The 17,269-nt window shown below is 70.8% G+C and carries 17 protein-coding genes and 1 pseudogene; 4 read left to right on the top strand and 14 right to left on the bottom strand.

Translation table 11 applies throughout. The features are described 5' to 3' along the window. Positions 1 to 178 precede the first annotated feature (178 nt). The 3 genes from AB0878_RS31400 to AB0878_RS31390 form a co-directional block, all read right to left on the bottom strand. The gene (locus AB0878_RS31400) at positions 179 to 640 is read right to left on the bottom strand and encodes a YbjQ family protein (RefSeq protein ID WP_366583827.1); all 462 of its coding nucleotides are present in this window, start codon (positions 638 to 640) and stop codon (positions 179 to 181) included. A gap of 41 nt (positions 641 to 681) precedes the next feature. Next, entirely contained in the window at positions 682 to 1,788 is a 1,107-nt protein-coding gene (locus tag AB0878_RS31395) for an FAD-dependent monooxygenase (protein WP_366583826.1), read from the bottom strand. A gap of 68 nt (positions 1,789 to 1,856) precedes the next feature. Continuing rightward, positions 1,857 to 3,101 carry an aminotransferase class I/II-fold pyridoxal phosphate-dependent enzyme gene (locus AB0878_RS31390; protein WP_366583825.1) on the bottom strand — a complete coding sequence of 415 codons (1,245 nt, stop codon included), beginning with the start codon at positions 3,099 to 3,101 and terminating at the stop codon, positions 1,857 to 1,859. A 71-nt stretch (positions 3,102 to 3,172) separates the two neighbouring features. Here AB0878_RS31390 and AB0878_RS31385 point away from each other — a divergent pair, with 71 nt between their 5' ends. The 3 genes from AB0878_RS31385 (at position 3,173) to AB0878_RS31375 (ending at position 6,084) form a co-directional block, all read left to right on the top strand. Next, positions 3,173 to 3,655 (top strand): hypothetical protein, encoded by a 483-nt coding sequence (locus AB0878_RS31385; protein ID WP_366583824.1) that lies wholly within the window; start codon positions 3,173 to 3,175, stop codon positions 3,653 to 3,655. Between the two features lie 81 nt (positions 3,656 to 3,736). Beyond that, on the top strand, positions 3,737 to 5,239 hold the full coding sequence (locus tag AB0878_RS31380; RefSeq protein WP_366583823.1) for an AAA family ATPase: 1,503 nt from the start codon (positions 3,737 to 3,739) through the stop codon (positions 5,237 to 5,239). After that, a complete protein-coding gene (locus tag AB0878_RS31375; protein WP_366583822.1) occupies positions 5,239 to 6,084 on the top strand; it encodes a hypothetical protein in 846 nt (281 codons plus the stop codon). The genes AB0878_RS31380 and AB0878_RS31375 overlap by 1 nt, the downstream gene beginning before the upstream one ends. Positions 6,085 to 6,115: 31 nt before the next feature. On the opposite strand, the gene AB0878_RS31370 is transcribed toward AB0878_RS31375, so the two are convergent. Then, the gene (locus tag AB0878_RS31370; protein WP_366583835.1) at positions 6,116 to 6,481 is read right to left on the bottom strand and encodes a hypothetical protein; all 366 of its coding nucleotides are present in this window, start codon (positions 6,479 to 6,481) and stop codon (positions 6,116 to 6,118) included. Here AB0878_RS31370 and AB0878_RS31365 point away from each other — a divergent pair. Beyond that, positions 6,462 to 7,575: pseudogene (locus AB0878_RS31365) on the top strand (GDSL-type esterase/lipase family protein). The gene AB0878_RS31370 and the pseudogene AB0878_RS31365 overlap by 20 nt on opposite strands. A gap of 53 nt (positions 7,576 to 7,628) precedes the next feature. Here AB0878_RS31365 and AB0878_RS31360 read toward each other — a convergent pair. The 10 genes from AB0878_RS31360 to AB0878_RS31315 form a co-directional block, all read right to left on the bottom strand. After that, positions 7,629 to 8,159, bottom strand: a complete 531-nt coding sequence (locus AB0878_RS31360) for a hypothetical protein (RefSeq protein WP_366583821.1) — start codon at positions 8,157 to 8,159, stop codon at positions 7,629 to 7,631. 228 nt (positions 8,160 to 8,387) lie between these two features. Next, positions 8,388 to 8,870: a hypothetical protein gene (locus tag AB0878_RS31355; RefSeq protein ID WP_366583820.1), complete on the bottom strand. Its 483-nt coding sequence runs from the start codon at positions 8,868 to 8,870 to the stop codon at positions 8,388 to 8,390. Then, complete coding sequence (locus tag AB0878_RS31350; RefSeq protein WP_366583819.1) at positions 8,867 to 9,349, bottom strand: hypothetical protein; 483 nt, start codon at positions 9,347 to 9,349, stop codon at positions 8,867 to 8,869. The genes AB0878_RS31355 and AB0878_RS31350 overlap by 4 nt, the downstream gene beginning before the upstream one ends. Continuing rightward, a complete protein-coding gene (locus AB0878_RS31345; protein ID WP_366583818.1) occupies positions 9,349 to 10,587 on the bottom strand; it encodes an MCE family protein in 1,239 nt (412 codons plus the stop codon). Before AB0878_RS31345 ends, AB0878_RS31350 begins: the two co-directional genes overlap by 1 nt. Continuing rightward, the gene (locus tag AB0878_RS31340; protein ID WP_366583817.1) at positions 10,584 to 11,765 is read right to left on the bottom strand and encodes an MCE family protein; all 1,182 of its coding nucleotides are present in this window, start codon (positions 11,763 to 11,765) and stop codon (positions 10,584 to 10,586) included. Before AB0878_RS31340 ends, AB0878_RS31345 begins: the two co-directional genes overlap by 4 nt. Further along, positions 11,762 to 12,958 (bottom strand): MCE family protein, encoded by a 1,197-nt coding sequence (locus AB0878_RS31335; protein ID WP_366583816.1) that lies wholly within the window; start codon positions 12,956 to 12,958, stop codon positions 11,762 to 11,764. The genes AB0878_RS31340 and AB0878_RS31335 overlap by 4 nt, the downstream gene beginning before the upstream one ends. Further along, a complete protein-coding gene (locus AB0878_RS31330) occupies positions 12,955 to 13,986 on the bottom strand; it encodes an MCE family protein (protein WP_366583815.1) in 1,032 nt (343 codons plus the stop codon). Before AB0878_RS31330 ends, AB0878_RS31335 begins: the two co-directional genes overlap by 4 nt. Continuing rightward, complete coding sequence (locus tag AB0878_RS31325) at positions 13,983 to 15,032, bottom strand: MlaD family protein (protein ID WP_366583814.1); 1,050 nt, start codon at positions 15,030 to 15,032, stop codon at positions 13,983 to 13,985. Before AB0878_RS31325 ends, AB0878_RS31330 begins: the two co-directional genes overlap by 4 nt. Then, positions 15,029 to 16,411 (bottom strand): MCE family protein, encoded by a 1,383-nt coding sequence (locus AB0878_RS31320; RefSeq protein WP_366583813.1) that lies wholly within the window; start codon positions 16,409 to 16,411, stop codon positions 15,029 to 15,031. The genes AB0878_RS31325 and AB0878_RS31320 overlap by 4 nt, the downstream gene beginning before the upstream one ends. Beyond that, positions 16,408 to 17,268, bottom strand: coding sequence for an ABC transporter permease (locus tag AB0878_RS31315; protein WP_366583812.1), 861 nt, complete (start codon positions 17,266 to 17,268; stop codon positions 16,408 to 16,410). Before AB0878_RS31315 ends, AB0878_RS31320 begins: the two co-directional genes overlap by 4 nt. Position 17,269 lies beyond the last annotated feature (1 nt).

Here is a 17,269-nt window from a genome sequence, read left to right as displayed (position 1 = left end):
ACGAGGGCGAGGGTAGAGACGGAAGATCCACTACTTCAACGAAACCAACGCACCCCGCGGTGGCCGATCGCACCGCCCAATCCGGAAGCCGGCGCGATCTCGCTGGTGAGGCTTGGTCAGTGGTCGAGACCGTCGCGGTGCGGTGAAGCAACCAACGCCGCGGCGGGGTTCTCGGGGGTCAGCTCTGCGGGTAGCCCTGCTGCTGTTGCTGCTGGTACTGCGGCTGGCCTTGGGGTTGCTGCTGCGGAGCGTGCTGGGCCTGCTGCTGGCCGGGCTGCTGCGGCGCGCCGTCGGGGACCACGTAGACGGCGGTGCCGTAGGCGGCGATCTCGCTGGCGGTCTGGGCGATCTCGTTGCAGTCGAAGCGCAGCGCGAGCACGGCGTTGGCCCCGTGCGCCATGGCTTCCTGCGAAAGGCGGCCCAGCGCCTCGTAGCGGGAGTCGGACAGCAGCTTGGACAGGCCCTTGAGCTCACCGCCCGCCATGGCCTTGAAGCCGGCACCGAGGTTGGAGAACATGTTGCGGCTGCGCACGGTGAGGCCGAAAACCTCGCCGAACACGCGAACGACGCGATAGCCGGGCAGATCGTTCATCGTGGACAGCATGATCGGGAACTGCATGGGGGGTGCGGGTTGGGTCATGCGCCGGATCGTAGCCACCGGCGGCGCCGCGCACTCGCGAATCAGCCTGTGATTCGCTCGTTCCAGTCGATGTGGTGGTGGTACAGCCAGCCGGGCTTCTCGCCGACGTCGTGACCCGCGCTCGTCGCCACCAGTTTCTCCACGCGGGTGCGCCGCAGCTTCTCGTAGGCGGCGAACGCGGACGGCGCGTCGGGCAGGTCGCGCAGGCACAGCGCGAGCACCACGCTGTCCTCCAGCGCCATCGACGCGCCCTGCCCGGCGGCCGGGGAAGCCGCGTGGGCCGCGTCGCCGACGAGCACCATCGTGCCGGTGGACCAGACACGGGTGGTGGGCACGTCGTAGGAGTGGCCGCCGAAGACGTCTTCGCCGGTCGCGGCCACGATGTCGGCGCACGGCAGCGGGTCGCCGTCGAAGGCCGCGTGCGCGAACTCGCGCCAGCCGGCCGGGGTCACCGCCGCGATCTCGTCGCGCGGGCGTTCGGTGTCGGGGATGCGGGCGAACCAGAAGGTGGCGCCGTCGGGCGCGGTGGTGAAGCCGAAGGCGGCACGGGTGCCGCGGATCATGCGGTAGACGCCGGGCGCGGCGGGCAGGCCCTCGGCGCGGGTGTAGCCGTAGACCACGGTGAGGCCGGTGAAGCGGGGGCGGTCGGCGTCCGGGTCGATGAGGGTGCGGACCTCGGAGCGCACGCCGTCGGCGCCCACGAGCACGTCGCCGGTCGCGGTGGAGCCGTCGGCGAAGGTGGCGACGACGCCTTGAGCAGTGGTTTCGGCGGAGACGAGGCGGCGGCCGTGCTCCACGGTGATCCCGCGGCGGCCGGCTTCCTCCTGCAGCGCGCGGTAGAGCGCGGCGCGGGTGAGCGTGCGCGGCCCGGCGAGCTCACCGGTGTCGAACTCGCGCGTGCCCATCGACGTGCCGTCCGGCCCGACCAGCTCGACACCGAGGGCGGCGAACGACACGTCGTTCACGGGGCCGTCGGCGTCGATCGCCTTCAGCGCGTCCATGCCGTTGTGCATCACCGTGAGGAACGCGCCGGCGTCGGCTCCTCCGGAGGGATAGGCCTCGAAGACCACGGGCTCGTGGCCGGCGCGCTGCAGCGCCATCGCCGTGACCGTGCCCGCGACGCCACCGCCGGCGATGAGAACGCGCATCGAAATCCCCCCAGTGCCCGAGTCCGTGCCACCGCCGACCGTACCGGGCGGCGGTGGCACAGAACGGCTCAGGCGGTCTGGGCGACGGCCAGGCGCAGGCAGACGACGAGCGCGCGCACGGCTTCCTCGACCTCTTCGAGAACCGGGAAGGTCGGCGCGATGCGGATGGTCGCGTCCTTCGGGTCGTCGCCGTACGGGTGCGTGGCCCCGGCCGGGGTCAGGGCGACGCCGGCCTCCTTGGCCAGGCGCACGATCTCCTTGGCGGTGCCCTCGGGCACGGTCAGCGAGATGAAGTACCCGCCGGTCGGCTTGGTCCAGGTGGCCAGGCCCGAGCCGCCCAGCTCCTCGGTGAGGATGCGGTCGACGGCCGCGAACTTCGGCGCGATGATCTCCGCGTGCTTGCGCATGTGGGCGCGCACGCCGTCGGCGTCCTTGAGGAACATCGCGTGCCGCAGCTGGTTGACCTTGTCCGGGCCGATCGTGCGCTTGGCCAGCACACCCGACCACCACGCGATGTTGGCCGCCGACGACCCGAAGAACCCGACGCCGGAGCCGGCGAGCGTGATCTTCGAGGTGGAGCCGAACACGAACGCGCGGTCGGCGTTGCCGGCCTCGGCGCACAGCGCCAGGATGTCGGCGACCTCGACCTCGGTGTCCGTGAGGTGGTGCACGGCGTAGGCGTTGTCCCAGAAGATGCGGAAGTCCGGCGCGGCCGTGGGCATCGCGGCCAGGCGGCGGGCGACCTCGTCGGAGAAGGTGACGCCGGTCGGGTTCGAGTACTTGGGCACGCACCAGATGCCCTTGATGCCGGCGTCCTCGGCCACGAGACGCTCGACCACGTCCATGTCCGGGCCCTCGTCGGTCATCGGGACCTGGATCAGCTCGATGCCGAAGCGCTCGGCGAGCGCGAAGTGGCGGTCGTAGCCCGGCACCGGGCACAGCATCGCGACGCGCGGCTCGTCTGCCCAGCGGCGCTCACCGCCCGGCAGGGTGCTCAGCAGCGCCTGCACCACGGCGTCGTGCATCAGCTCGAGGCTCGAGTTGCCGGCCGCGAGCAGCTGGTCGACGGGGACCTGCAGCGCGCCGGCGAAGATCCGGCGCAGCTCGGTCAGGCCCTTGAGGCCGCCGTAGTTGCGCGTGTCGGTGCCGTCTTCGGCCTTGTACTCGCCGTTCGGCAGCGTGAGCAGGTCCGCGGAGAGGTCGAGCTGCCGGGGGGACGGCTTGCCGCGGGTGATGTCCAGGGAGAGGCCGCGCTCGACGAGCGCCGCGTAGTCGCGACGGGCGGTGTCGACGTCGACGGGAGCAGTGGTCATGGGCTCAACGCTAAACCGCGCGTCGATACCATTTCGGGTGACCCCCTGTCCAGGGTCTACGGTGGGGTCTCGTGCGTCTCGTGATCCATGCCGATCAGCGTCAGTTCTCGTTGCGGGACAACACCGCCTGGGTCCCCGGCGACGGCGGGTGGTCCGACGAGGCGGTGACCTCGCACCGGATCGCGGTGGAGCCGTCGTCGCTCGCGGTCGCCACCGCGCGTTCCGATCTGGTCGAGGTCGACGTCGCCCTGCACGCCGCCGCGCCCGCCATTCCGGCCGACGCGGAGCACGCGGTCGAGGCCGACCTCGCCGTGCCGGGCGGGACGGTGACGCTCGCCGGTCCGGCCGACTACCCGGGCCAGGAACACGAGCTGGTGCTCGCTCCCGGCCGCTACCGCGTGCGTGTGTCCTATGTGGAGAGCGGGCCGCCGGCCGTGACGTGGAACGAGCACGAGTACGGCGAGCACTTCCGCTACGTCGTGGACCTGTGGCCGGTTGCCGAGCCGGCGCCCGTCGCCGTGGTGCGCCAGGGCGCCGCGGTCTGGGACGGCTGACCGGAAGCGGCCATCCGGGACCCCTCCCGCTCCTGCGCTCTTACCGTCTTCGCAGAGCAACGCGGAAAGCGGGGAGAGGCAGTGCGGGACAGCCAGAAAGCCGAGATCGTCCGGATCTCCGAGGCGGTGGCGCGGTCGATGTTCGGCCAGGCCGCGATGTACTGGGGCATCGACCGCGAGGTGCACGCGCGGCTGCCCGAGACGATCCGCCGCCACGCCGAGGGCCTGCTGCCGCCGCTCGCGCAGGCAGCCGTCGCGGACGCGACGCCGGACCTGGCCGAGGCGCAGGCGTCGGTGGAGCTCGCCCTGCGGGACACGCTGCGCGCGTCGGCAGCGGAAGCCGTGGAGTCCACCTCGGCGCGGCTGCTGCCGGACCTGGCCGAACGGGCGGTGCGGGCGGCGACGCCGGACGTCGAGTCCCTTCGCGCGAAGCTGGTGTCGGCGGCCACGCCGGAGGTGGCCGAGGCCGTGCGCGAGCAGACGGCCCAGACCGTGGCCGGAGCCGTGCAAGAGGCCACCGCCGAGGTGCGGTCCACGCTCGCCGAGCAGCTCCGGCGCACGGTGCTGCCGGATCTCGCCCGCGAGGCCGTCACGAAGGCGACGCCCGATCCCGAAGAGCTGCGCGAGCACCTGCTGCACGAAGCGACGGCCGCGTTGTCCGGCAAGATCGAGAAGGCCGTGGCCGAGGTGGCGCGGCAAGCCAAACCCGACCTGGTCGAGCGGGTGTCGGCCGTGGCGGTGGCGCGCGTCCGCTCTGCCGTGCAGGCGGCGGCGGAGAAGGAGCTCGCGAAGTATTCGCCGACCGTGGTGTCGGTGGTGCTGCCGCAGGGCAAGCCGATCGAGCTGGCCGAGGACACGCACGCCGTGCTGCCGGAGGTGCTGGTGGCCCTGCACGCGCGCTGCCACGTGCTGCTGGTCGGTCCCGCGGGCACGGGCAAGTCGATGCTGGCCAAGCACGCGGCGCAGGCGCTGGGGCTGCAGTTCCAGGCGTTGTCGCTGGGCCCGACCACGCCGATGAGCAAGGTGTTCGGCTACTACGACGCCAACGGCCACTACCACGACACCCCGTTCCGGCGGGCGTTCGAGCACGGCGGCGTGATGCTGCTCGACGAGCTTGACAACGGCCACCCCGGCCTGCTGGCCGAGCTCAACCAGGCGCTCGCGCTCGGCGTGTGCGCCTTCGCCGACCGCATGGTGACCGCGCACGCCGACTTCCGGCTCGTGGCCACCGGCAACACCTACGGCACCGGCGGCGACCGCCAGTACGTCGGCCGCCAGACGCTGGACTCGGCCACGCTGGACCGGTTCGTGGTGCTCGACGTGCCCATCGACGAGGGACTGGAGGAACGCGTCGCGCTGCGGCACGCGCCTTCGCACCCGGACGCGGTGGAGGAGCTGGTGGCGTCGATCCGGGAGCTGCGCGCGACGGCGCTGGCCAAGAAGCTCCCGGTGATCCTCTCGCCGCGCGCCAGCATCGACGGCGCGAAGCTGCTGGAAGCCGGCGCGACCGTGGAGCAGGTCATGCAGTGGCGCGTGATCCGCGGGCTGTCGGACGCCCACCGCGCGGCGCTCGGGCTGGACTGATGCTGCCCGTTCACCTGCCCCCGATGCTGTCGTGGCACGAGTTCGTGGAGAAGGCCACCGCGCCGCCGACCGTCGTCGGCGCGGAGAGCCGCCGGTCCAAGGGCGGCTGGCACGGCGCGACCTGGGAAGAGGCGCTCACGCTCGCCGTCGACGGGTGGCCGCTGGCGCTGGAGGAAGCCGACGTCACCGTGGCCGAGCTACGGGCGGGCGCCGGCCTCGACCAGGGGGCGACCGAGCTGGAACCCGCGTGGGACGTGACCGGCAGCGAGGTCGACATCGCCGCCTTCCTGGCCGGGGTGCCCGAATGCATGGTGGACGCGGTGCCGCGCCAGGTGTCGCGGCGCGGCAAGGTCGTCACGTTCCTCATCCCGGCCGGCTACTCGCACGCGATCGGGCACCAGGTGATCATCAACCGCGGCCTCGCGCTCGCGACACTCTGCACAGCCATCATCGACGTCGGCCACAGCGTCGAAATCTGGTCGGGGGACACGAGCACGCTGCGGACGCCGGAGGGAAAGCTGCGCTCCCGCGCGATGGCCCGGGTGATCACCGCGGGCGAGCCCTTCGACGTCGGCCGGCTGATCTTCGCCGTGGCCCACCCGGCCATGCTGCGCCGGCTCTGGTTCGGCGTGTGGGACGGCCAGCCGAAGGAAGTCGCGAAAGCCATGATGCTCGACAACTACGGCCTGCCCGCCCCGTGCCGGGCCGACGACCTGCCAGCCGACATCGCCGACCCGTACGTGTTCCCACACCTGGAGGAACACGACCGCCAGTGGGACGACCTGCCGTCCGCGCTGGCGTGGAGCAGGCGGATGTTCGGGGAGCTGGGGCTGATCCAGCACTGACACGGCGCTGCACCGCCGGCAGCAACCACGATCACGTGCGGCGCTGCTTCTCGGCGAGATCGGACAAAGCCGCTCGGAGATTCACGATCAGGCGTCCGCCGGTGTTGTCACGGCCGCCGAGGGCCAGGACAGCCGAGGGCCCGCCGCCAACGGCGAGGCCGATCACCTGATTGCCTCGGACGTCCGTCGTGAGCCCGACGGTGACCTCGATCCGCCTGCCCACAGTGGAGGTGATCACAAGGTCGGCTGCGTGCAGTGGGACGACCTGCCGTCCGCGCTGGCGTGGAGCAGGCGGATGTTCGGGAAGCTGGGGCTGATCCAGCACTGAAAACACCGTGCGCGGCCCGGCCGCGGCGGTCAGACTGGGGCGCGTGCACATGATCGACTTGCCCGACACCGTCCGCGGCGCCCTCGAACTCGAAACCACCGAACGCGGCCTGGTGCCGCACCGGCTGCCCGCGTGGGCTCGCGCTGGCCATGGTGGAGGCGCAACCCTCCGGGGTGCGGCTGGCGTTCCGGACCGCCGCGACCGTGGTGGAGCTGGACGCGCTGCGCACCAAGGTGTCCTACGTCGGCGCGGCGGCCCGGCCCGACGGGGTGTACGAGCTGTTCGTGGACGGCACGCCCGCCGGCGCCGGGACGGTGGGCGGCGGGGACGAGCTTGTTGTCGACATGACGACCGGCTCGACCGAGGTGCGCCGCGGCGAGCCGGGCACGGTGCGGTTCGCCGGCCTGCCCGCGCGGACCAAGGACGTCGAGATCTGGTTGCCGCACAACGAACTCACCACGCTCGTCGCGCTCCGAGCCGACGCGCCCGCCAGCGCGCCGACCTCGGCCGGCCGCCGGCGGTGGCTGCACCACGGCAGCTCCATCAGCCAGGGCTCGGGCGCGGCCAGCCCCACCACCACGTGGCCGGCCGTCGCCGCTCGGCACGCGGGCGTCGAGCTCACCAACCTGGGCTTCGGCGGCAGTGCGCTGCTGGACCCGTTCACGGCCCAGGTCATGCGCGACACGCCGGCCGACGTCGTGAGCGTGAAGCTCGGGATCAACCTCGTCAACGCCGACCTGATGCGCCTGCGCGCCTTCGGCCCCGCCGTGCACGGCTTCCTGGACACGATCCGCGCCGGCCACCCGACCGCTCCCCTGCTGGTCGTCTCGCCGCTGCTGTGCCCCATCCACGAGGACACCCCGGGCCCCGGCGCCCCGGTCTTCGAAGCCGACGGGGTGGTCCGCTTCCGCGCGACCGGCGAACCGGGCCCGGGCAAGCTGACGCTGCGGATCATCCGCGACGAACTGGCACGGATCGTCGCCCAGCGCTCCGACGACCCCAACCTGCATCTGCTCGACGGTCTGACTCTTTACGGCGAGCAGGACTTCGCGGAGCTGCCCCTACCCGACGCTCTGCACCCGGACGCCGAGACCCACCTGCGCGTGGGTGAGCGCTTCGCGCGCCTGGCGTTCGGTGCGGGCGGTGCGTTCGGGAACGGGTAGCCAGTCTGGCTCGGCACGGCGCACGCCGGCCGAACCAGACTCGCGCGAAGCGATCAGTAGCCGGAAACCCCTCCGGTGCCGTTCGCCGTGGTCGCCGGCGCGGACCCGCCCGGGGTGACGACCAGCGCGTGCCACGTGCCCAACACGCCGTCGCCCTTCGTCTGTCCGGGGGCGGTGTCCTGGGCGTAGGTGTAAACAGGCTTCCCGTTGAAGGTCTCCTGCTCGATCCCGTCGGAGCGGGTGAACGTGGCGAGCTGCCCGGGCAGGCTCACCCCGTTCGCGGGCTGTGCCGGGCCGGTGATCGGCGGCCAGAGCGACTTGCACCCGCTGTCGGTGCACGCCGACATGCCGGGCTTGTCCTCGTCGAACGTGTAGAGCGTGAAGCCCTTGGCGTTCACGAGAACTGTCCCGAGCGACGTGTTCGCCTCACCCACCGTCGTGAGCGCGGCTGCCGAGGAGGCGGGCGCCTGAGCGCCGGCCGGCGGGGGCGCCGAGGCGGCCATGCCGCCGCTCCCGCACGCCGCCAGCACGGCCATCGCCGCGGCCGCGCTGCCCGCCATCGCGAGAATCCTGAGGTTCTTCACGTTTCCACCCTTCTCCTTCGCGATTCCCCCACACCCGGAATCACGTAGGGTCCCGGTTCCGGGTTCGACCGAAACCCCTTGCCGCGACGCGGATCACACCGACCCGTCCACTGTGGACGTATGAGGGTGAACTGGGTCACCACGGTGAAAAGAAGAGGACGCCGGTTTCGGGTGACCGGCCGGAACGTTCCCGGCGAAAGCGATGTATTCGCCCGCGAAGGAAGGAATCTACAGCGGGTCGAGGCCCGTGATCTTCCACGAGCCGTCCACTCGGTGGGCGGTGACGGCCAGCTGTGCGACCGAGGACTGCGGGGCGCCGCCGCCCGGGAGGATTGTTTGCTGGTCGAGGAAGAGCAGCAGGGTGGCGTCGTCGCCGTGGAGGGTGCGGACGCCGGCGGAGCGGACGGTGGTGGTGCGGATCAGCTTGCCGGCGGTGGCGCGTTGGGTCGCGGCGGCGAACTGGGCGTCGTACTGGCCGACGGCGGGTCCGCTGAGCACCGAGGCGGCGGCGCGCGAGGTGCGGTCGAGGTTGGTGTAGTCGTAGGAAAACAGGGCCTTCACGGCGGCGCTCACCTGGTCGCGGACCTGGGTGGTGGTGGTCTGGTCGACCAGGGCGTCGTCGTCGCGGGGTTGCAGGGCCGAGGCCTGCACGGCGAACCACGCCGCGCAGGCTAGGGCGACCACCGTCACGGCGATCGGCCGGCGTTTCACGAGCCCACCGCCTGGACGCCGGCGACTTTCCACGTGTCGCCGTCGCGGGCGAAGTCGACGGTGAGGCGCGCCTGTTTCGGCACGGGGGCGCCGCCGGCGGTGCTCACGCGGACGTCGAGCACGGCGATGACGCGGGCCGTGCCGGCGGTCGGGTCGAGGTCGGTGACGGCGGCCTGCAGGAGTGCGGCCGTCGAGACGGTCTTGGTGCTCGTCGCGCGGTCGAGTTGCAGCTGGCGGTCGCCGGCGAGGGTGGCGCCGTACTGGCCGGTGGTGGCGGCGATCCAACGGTCCACGTCCGCGCCGCCGGTGTGGTAGTCGATCGTGTTGAGGGCGACCAGGTCCGTGGTCGCCGCGGCGAGCACGGCGTCGCGGGCGCGGCCGCGGGCCAGGTCGTCGTCGTGGGCCGCGTGCCACCAGGACCAGCCGAACCAGGCGGCCGCGAGGACGGCGAGCACCGGCACGACCAGCAGCGCCTTCATCACGAGCCGCCCAGCAACGCCCCGAGGCCGCCGGCCGGCGGCGTGAGCAGGCCGAGCAGACCCGGCAGCTGGTTCGCGTCCGGGGTGGTCGACGGCGCCGATTCCTTCGGTGCGGCCGGGATCGCGGGCGGCTTGCCCGCGTACGGCGCGTTCTGCGCCCCACGCACCTCGACGGGGCTGCCCGGCGGCTCGGCGCAGTAGGCGTTCACGTTCACCGGCGCTTCGGTGGTGTCGTTGGCCGGACGCTGCTTCGTGCCCTCGTAGCCCTTCGTGCACGACACCGGGTCGAAGAAGTTGAACACCACACCGAGGTGCCCGGTGCCGTCCGGCGAAGTCGACGGCGAGAACGCCGAGATCACCGGATAAGCGACCAGCAGCTCCTCGATCGCGTCGGTGCGCGCGGACGTGATCTGGGCCGTGGTCAGGGAGTTCGCGAAGATCACGCCCAGGTCGGAACCCGAGGTGGCGAGCACGTCGCTGATCTGGCGGCTCAGCTGCGGCGCCTGGTCGATCACCGTGCGCAGGTCCGGGTCCGACGACTTCAGCTGCGCCGCGATCGTCTTCAGCCCGCCCGCGAAGTCGGTGATGTTCTGCGCCTGCCGTTCCTGCGTGGCGAACACTGTGCGCGAGTTCGCCAGCAGCCCACGTGTCTGCGGGATGTACTGCGCGGCCTTAGCGGTGAGCGAACCCGTGCTGTCCAACAGCTTCTGCAGCTGCGGCCCGGTGCCGGCGAACGCGTCGTAGCTCTCGTCGACGACGGTCTTGAGCGAGTCCGGGTGCACGCTCGCCACGAGATCGTCCAAATGCGACAGCACGGAGTCCGGCGACGCGGGCAGCGACGTGCGGTCCTGCGTGATCACCGAACCGTCGTGCAGGTACGGGCCCGTCTCACGGTCGGGCAGCAGGTCCACGAACTGCTCGCCCACCGCCGAGCGGTTCGCCACCTGCGCGTGGAGGTCGTCGGGGATGTCCGGGCCGCCCGAGTCGAGGTCGAGGTGCACGTCGAGGCCGTGGCCGGTGAGCGTCATGGCCGACACGCGCCCGACGGTCACACCGCGGTAGGCGACCTCGGAGTTCACGAAGATGCCGCCGGAATCGGCCAGCTGCAAGGTGACCTGGTAGCCGCGCGAGCCGAAGAGCCGGTCGAGGCCCGCGTACTTGCCGCCCGCGTAGACCACCGACACCACGGCGATCACCACGAACGCGATGAGCTGGATCCGCGTCTTGCGCGAGGTCATCCCGCACCTCCCCCGAGCGGGCCGCCCAGCAGACCACCGAGCAGCCCGCCCGGCCCGGCCTGGTTCTTCGCCGGCGGAGCGGTCGTCGGCAATGGCAGGGGCAGCGCCGGCGTGGCCGCACCCGTACCCGGCGGCGAAGTCAGCCCGGAAATCTGGATCGGCGGCTGCGAGGAGTTGGTGAAGTTCTGCAGCAGCTTGTCGAGATCGAGGTTCACGGTCGCGTCGACGTTGGCGTAGTCACCCTTGATCGTGTTGCCCGCGTAGTCCGGGAACGGGTAGGTGAGCAGGATCTGCAACGCGTTCGGCAGGTCCTGGCCCGCCTCGCCGAGCTTCTGCAACGTCGGCTGCAGCGCCTTGAGGTTCGCCACGAGCTGGTCGCGGCTGCGGTTCACGGTGTCCACCGCGACGCCGGAAAGCTTGTTCAGCGCGTTCAGCATCCCCACGAGCTGGTCGCGCTGGTCGGCCACGATCTTCAGGCCCGGCGCCAGGTTGTCCAGCGCGGTCTTGATGTTCTGCTGCTGCCCGGCGAGCGTGTGCGAGAGCTTGTCCAGCCCGTCGATCGCGCGCAGGATCTCACCCTTGTGCCCGTCGAGCTGCGTGGCGAGATCGTCCACTCGCGACAGCAGCGCGCGCATCTCGGGTTCGTTGCCGGACAACGCGTCGTTGAGCTCGTGGCTGATGTCCTGCAGCTGGCCGAGACCGCCGCCGTTGAGGAGCAGCGAAAGCGCGCCGAGGACCTCTTCGACCTCGGGGTTGCGGTTGGTGCGCCCGAGCGGGATCTGCGCGCCGTCGGCGAGGTGACCGGCGGGCTTCTCGGCGGTCGGCTGCCCCAGCTCGACGAACTTCTCGCCCAGCAGGCTCGACTGGCGCAGCTCGGCGCGCGCGTTGGCGGGCAGCTGCACGTCACCGTTCACGGTCATGGCAACGAGCGCCGAGCGCGTGTCGGGCGTCAGCGTGATCTTGTCGACCCGGCCCACGGCCACGTCGTCGACCTTCACGCTCGCCTGCGGCACGAGGTCGAGCACGTCGGTGAACAGCGCCGTCACGTGGTACGGGTGGTCGCCGAGATCGGGCCCACCCGGCAGCGGCGTCGAGTACAGGCCGTTGAAGCCGCCGTCGCTGCACCCGGCGAGCACGAGCACGCCGGCGAGCACCCCGGCCAGGCGCCGCCGCTTCACTTGCCACCGCCGGAAAGCTGCGTCATCACGTCCACGAGCGGGAGCGGCAACGGGGGCAGCTGGCCGTTCTGCAGCGAGTTGAGCACCTGCGGCACGGTCGGCAGCTTCAGCGCTCCGTCGAGGACCGGTGCCAGCTGCTTGCAGATGTCGGTCAGCGTCGTGGGCACACCCTTCGGGGTGCCCGCAGCGAGGATCCGGCAGACGGTGAGGATCGGCGGGTTGGTGATCTCGTTGAGGTTGTCGCGCACGGCGATGGTGCCGGAGGCGGCATCGTAGGAGTTGATGAAGTTCGTGGCCCCGGTCGGCGCGATGTCGAGCACCTCGGCGAGCGCGGCCCGCTGGTCCACGAGCACGCCCGTGAGCGAGGCCAGCTTGTCCACATTGGACTCCAGTCCGGCCTTGTTGTCGGCCACGAACTGTTTCACGTCACCGAGCGAGGAGGCCAGGGAGCTCAGCGCGGCACCGACGTCGGCCGAGTCGTCGGCGAGGAACCCGCTGACGTCGGCGACGCGTTGGTAGAACTCGTTGAGCTGGCTGTCGCTCTGAGCGAGGGCGTCCGTGAAGGAGTTCAGGTTCTGGACGGTGGCGAACAGGTCGTCCTTGGAGTCGTCCAGCGTGCCCGCGAGGTCGGCGAGACGGCCGACGGTGGAGTTGAGGTCGGCGCCGTTGCCCTTGAGGTTGGCGGCCGCGGTGTCGAGGACGTCGGACAGGGCGCCGTTCTTGTTGGCACCGTTGGGACCCAGCGCGGTGGAGAGCTTGTCGAGGCTCGCGTAGAGGTCGTCGAGCTCCACCGGCGTGGCCGTCTTGTCGCGGGCGAGGACGGTGCCGCTGGCGAGCGTCGGGCCACTGTCGTAGGCCGGGGTCAGCTGCACGTAGCGGTCGCTGACCAGGCTCGGGGCGACCACCACGGCGCCGACATCGACGGGGATCGGCACGTCGTCGTTCACGCGCATGTCCACGCGCACGGCCTGCCCGTCCGGCGTCACGGCGGTGACCTCGCCGACCGGCACGCCGAGTACACGAACCGAAGATCCGGCGTAGAGGCCGACGGTCTTGCCGAAGTAGGCCGACAGCGTGGTGCCGCTGCTCGTGCGGAAGACCAGCCACAATCCGGCTGTCAGCAGTAGCGCCAAGACGCAGGCGAAACCCAGCCACGTCACCAGGCTCCGCTGAGTCTTCGTTTCGATCGTCACCGTCCACCCACCCCCTGGTTCGGCGCCGCGATGGGCGGGGTGCAGCCCTCGGGGTTGATCGACAGCCCACCCGCCGTGATCGTCGGCGGCAGCAGCCCGCACAGGTAGCCCTCGAACCAGCGCCCGTTGCCCGTCGCGTTGGCGCCGACGCGCGCGAACGGCGCCATCAGCGCCAGGCCGCGGTCGAGGTTGCCCTGGTTGCGCTGCAGCACGTCGGTCACCTTCCCCAGCGCGTCGAGCGTCGGCTTCAGCTGCGTGCGGTTGTCGGCGACGAGGCCGGACAGCTGCTGCGAGATCTGCTGTGTGCCCTTGAGCAACGCGCTGATCTGGTCCCGGCGGTTCTGCAGCTCGGTCAGCAGCAGGTTGCCGTCGCTGATCACCTGCTGCAGCTGCGTGTTGCGGTCCGAGAGCGTCTTGGAGATCGCGCTCGTGTTGGCCAGCAGCGTGTGCAGGTCGTCGTCGCGCGAGGACACCGTCTTCGACAGCGCGGACAGGCCCGAAAGCGTGTCCTTGAGGTACTGCGGGCTGTCCTTGAGCGAATCCGAGAGCGCGGTGAAGCTGTCGGCGAGCTGCTTCGTGTCGATGTCGCCGACGGTCGTGGACAACTCGTCGAACGCGTCCTGCAGCTGGAACGGCGTACGTGTGCGCTGCAGCGGGATCGTGTCACCCGGGCTCTGCGTGCCGGCGCCCTTCGGGTCGAGCGCGAGGTACTTCTCCCCCAGCAGCGTCTTGATCTCGATCGACGCGGTGGACGCGTCGCCCACGCGCACGCCCTTCACCCGGAACTTCACCAGCACCTGCTTGTGCGCCAGCTCCACCGAGGTCACCTGGCCCACCTTCACGCCGGCGACCTCCACCTCGTTGTCCGGCGCGAGCCCGGCGGCCTCGCCGAAGTACGCGGAGTACGTGGTGCCGTTGCCGAACATCGGGATGCTGTCGGAGAAGTAGGCCACGGCGGTCACGAGCAGGATCAGCACCAGCGTCACTCCACCGACCGCCGCCTGGTTGCGTTCCTTGAGCCGCTTCACGGGCCGCACCTCGCCGCGCGCTGGGTGGCCGGCAAGGGAACGATCGGCAGCGTCACGTCCAGCGACGAAATCCCGATCGTGCCTTCGATCCCGCACAGGTAGTAGTTGAACCAGCTGCCGTAGCTCAGCGTGCGCGTGAACTTCTCCAGGTTGCCCGGCAGCACCTGCAGCAGGTGGTCGAGCAGCTGGTCGGAGTCGGCGAGGTTGTTCGACAGCGCGCCGAGCTGCTTCACGTCGTCCTGCACGGCCGGGCGCGCGTCGGCGAGCAGACCCGAGGTCGTCTCGGTCAGCTCGCCCAGCGCGCCCACGGCGTCGCCGATCGGCTTGCGCTGCTCGGCCAGGCCGCTCACGAGCCGCTGCGTCTGGTCGATGAGATCACCCAGCTGCGGGCCACGCGAGTTCACCGTGGTCAGGACCTGGTTGAGGTTGTCGATGACCTGGCCGATCACCTGGTCCTTGCCGGCGATCGACGTCGTGATCGACGCGGTGTGGGCCAGCAGGCTCGTGATCGTGCCACCCTCGCCCTGGAAGACCTGGATGATCTCGGCCGAGAGCTGGTTGACCTCTTTCGGGTCCAGCGCCTGGAACAGCGGCTTGAACCCGTTGAACAGCACGGTGAGGTTCAGGGCGGGTTTGGTGCGCTCGGGCGGGATCGTCGCGCCGTCGGCCAGCGTGCCGCCGCCGGTGACGTCGGTGCCGAGCGCGAGGTAGCGCTGGCCGACGAGGTTGCGATACTTGATCGTCGCGGTCGTGAGCGCAGGCAGTTTGTATTGGGCGTCGACGGCGAAACGCACGTTGGCTAGATTCTGGGCTCCGTTCTGGTCGCCCTGCTGCACGTCGATCGAGTCGACCTGCCCCACCTTCACGCCGGAGATGCGCACGTCGTCGCCCGGCTGCAGGCCCGACGCGTCGGTGAACTTCGCGGCGAAGCCCGCCGTGGTGCCGAAGTTCGTGTTCGCGATGGTGGCCGCGAGGATGCCGGTGAGCAGCACGGTGACGGCGGCGAAGATCAGGATCTTCACCAGCGCGGGGACGAAGGACCTCACTTGAGCTCCACCTCCGCTCCGCGGTAGAGCGGCCCGACGAGCAGGCCGGCCCAGCCGGGCACCTGGTCCGGTGTGGTCTTCATCGCCGACGAGGCCAGCAGGTCGATCAGCTCCTGCTCGTCGGTGGACCCGAAGATCGAGGGCGCACCACCCGACTCGCCGCCGCCGCCGTTGCCCTTACCCGCGACGGTGTTCGACGTGATCGCGCCCGAGGTGATCTCGCCCGGCAGCGACTCGGCCGGGCTGTGCGGCGGCGCGGGTTTCGCGGAGCCGTCCTTGACCGCGCCGTCCGGCGGGTACTGCGGCCAGAACCCGGGTTTCGGGACCTGCGGGTAACAGCGGGGGCCGCGCTTGTCGTCGTACTTGGGCTCGTCGACGCCCGGCAGGTACTTGCCGCGGCTGGCGCTGAACTCGATCGTCACGCGGCTCACCTCGGGGTGGGCCGTGCCCTTGCCGAACGCCAGCTCCGCCTCCGGCACCGAAGCGGCGAGCTGCTTGAGCAGGCACGGGTACTCGGGCGCGTACTTCGCGAGCACGTCGAGCGTCGGCTGCACGGCCGTGGTGAGCCGGATCAGGTTGTCCTTGTTGACGTCCAGGAAGCTCGTGAGGTCGGCCGACGCCGCCGAGACCGAGGCGTACACATCGGACAGTCCCTGGCGTTTCTCCACAATGGTCCGAGTCGTCGTGGTGAGGTCGGCCAACGCGTCGAGCAGGTCGGGCGCGGCCTTGTCGTAGGTGCCCGAAACGTTGGCCAGGCCCGTGATGTCGGCCTTGAGGTCGGGCAGCGACGGGTTCAGCTGCCCGAGGTAGTCCGACAGGTTCACGAGCGTCTGGCCGAGCTGCTTGCCGCGGCCGTCGAGCGCGCTCGACACGGCGCTGAGCGTGCTGGAGAGCTTCTCCGGTTGCACCGCCTGCAGCAGCGGCATCACGTCGTCGAGCACCTGTTCCAGCTCGATCGCCGTGCTGCTGCGGTCCTGCGGGATCACGTCGCCGGCTTCGATGTGCGCGGCGGGCTTTTCGGGTAGCTGCAACGCGACGTAGCGCTCGCCGAAGAGCGTCTTGGGCAGCAGCCTCGCTGACACGTTGCTGGGGATCTCGTCGATCTTGTCCGGCTGCAGCGCGAGTTCCAGCTCCGCGTGGCCGCCCTTTGCCGTGACCGAACGGATTTCGCCCACGAGCAGGCCGCGCACCTTCACGTCGCCGCCCGTGCGCAGCTGGCTGCCGACGTGGTCGGTCTCCAGCTTCACGAGCGTGACGGGCGTGAAGACCTTCTTGTAGATCGCGATCGTCGTCGTGAAGAACAGCGCCGCGACGACGAGGAAGACCAGCCCCAGCACCTGGTACCGGAGCCGCTTCAGCGTTTCGCGCCGCGTGCTCATCCGGAGATCCGCACGGTGGTGTTGGCGCCCCAGATCGCGAGGCTGAGGAAGAAGTCGAGCACCGAGATCAGCACGATCGACGTGCGCACCGCGCGGCCCACCGCCACGCCGACGCCGGCCGGGCCACCGTCGGCGGCGTAGCCGTAGTAGCAATGGGACAGGATCACGATCACGCTGAACACGATCACCTTGGCGAACGACCACAACACGTCTTCAGGGGGCAGGAACAGCGTGAAGTAGTGGTCGTAGGTGCCGGCCGACTGGCCGTAGAGCCAGATCGTGATCTGCCGCGACGCGAGGTAGGACGACAGCAGGCCGATCGCGTACAGCGGGATCACCGCGGTGACGCCGGCGAGCACCCGCGTCGTCACGAGGTAGGGCATGCTCGGCACGGCCATCACCTCGAGTGCGTCGATCTCCTCCGAGATCCGCATCGCGCCCAGCTGCGCGGTGAAGCCGCAGCCGACCGTCGCCGACAGCGCGAGCCCGGCCGAGAGCGGCGCGACCTCCCGCGTGTTGAAGTAGGCGGAGATGAAGCCGGTGAGCGCGGCGGTGCCGAGCTGGTTGAGCGCGGAGTAGCCCTGCAGGCCCACGATGAGACCGGTGAACAGCGTCATGCCGATCATCACGCCGAGCGTCCCGCCGATCACCGCGAGCCCGCCCGTGCCGAAGCAGACTTCGGTGAGCAGCCGGCGGGTCTCGTGGCCGTAGCGGCGGATCGTGCGCGGCGACCAGGCGAGCGCGCGGCCGTAGAACGACAGCTGGCGCCCGAGGCCTTCCAGGCTCGCGCCCGGACGCGCGATGATCTCGAGTGTCCGGTCGGACAGCGCGGGGGCCTCGATCGGTTCGGCGGTCACG

This window comes from Amycolatopsis sp. NPDC047767 (genome assembly GCF_040704195.1).
In the GTDB taxonomy this organism is placed as follows: Bacteria; Actinomycetota; Actinomycetes; order Mycobacteriales; family Pseudonocardiaceae; genus Amycolatopsis.
Note: the sequence above shows the minus strand (reverse complement) of the source record. Positions and strands in the feature narration are given on the sequence as shown.

What these genes read in the sequence shown, in the direction of transcription:
- AB0878_RS31375 (WP_366583822.1), top strand. Translation starts at nt 5,239, where the DNA reads ATGCTGCCCGTTCACCTGCCCCCGATGCTGTCGTGGCACGAGTTCGTG.
- AB0878_RS31320 (WP_366583813.1), bottom strand. Translation starts at nt 16,411, where the DNA reads ATGAGCACGCGGCGCGAAACGCTGAAGCGGCTCCGGTACCAGGTGCTG.
- AB0878_RS31400 (WP_366583827.1), bottom strand. Translation starts at nt 640, where the DNA reads ATGACCCAACCCGCACCCCCCATGCAGTTCCCGATCATGCTGTCCACG.
- AB0878_RS31395 (WP_366583826.1), bottom strand. Translation starts at nt 1,788, where the DNA reads ATGCGCGTTCTCATCGCCGGCGGTGGCGTCGCGGGCACGGTCACGGCG.
- AB0878_RS31350 (WP_366583819.1), bottom strand. Translation starts at nt 9,349, where the DNA reads ATGAAGGCGCTGCTGGTCGTGCCGGTGCTCGCCGTCCTCGCGGCCGCC.
- AB0878_RS31345 (WP_366583818.1), bottom strand. Translation starts at nt 10,587, where the DNA reads ATGACCTCGCGCAAGACGCGGATCCAGCTCATCGCGTTCGTGGTGATC.
- AB0878_RS31390 (WP_366583825.1), bottom strand. Translation starts at nt 3,101, where the DNA reads ATGACCACTGCTCCCGTCGACGTCGACACCGCCCGTCGCGACTACGCG.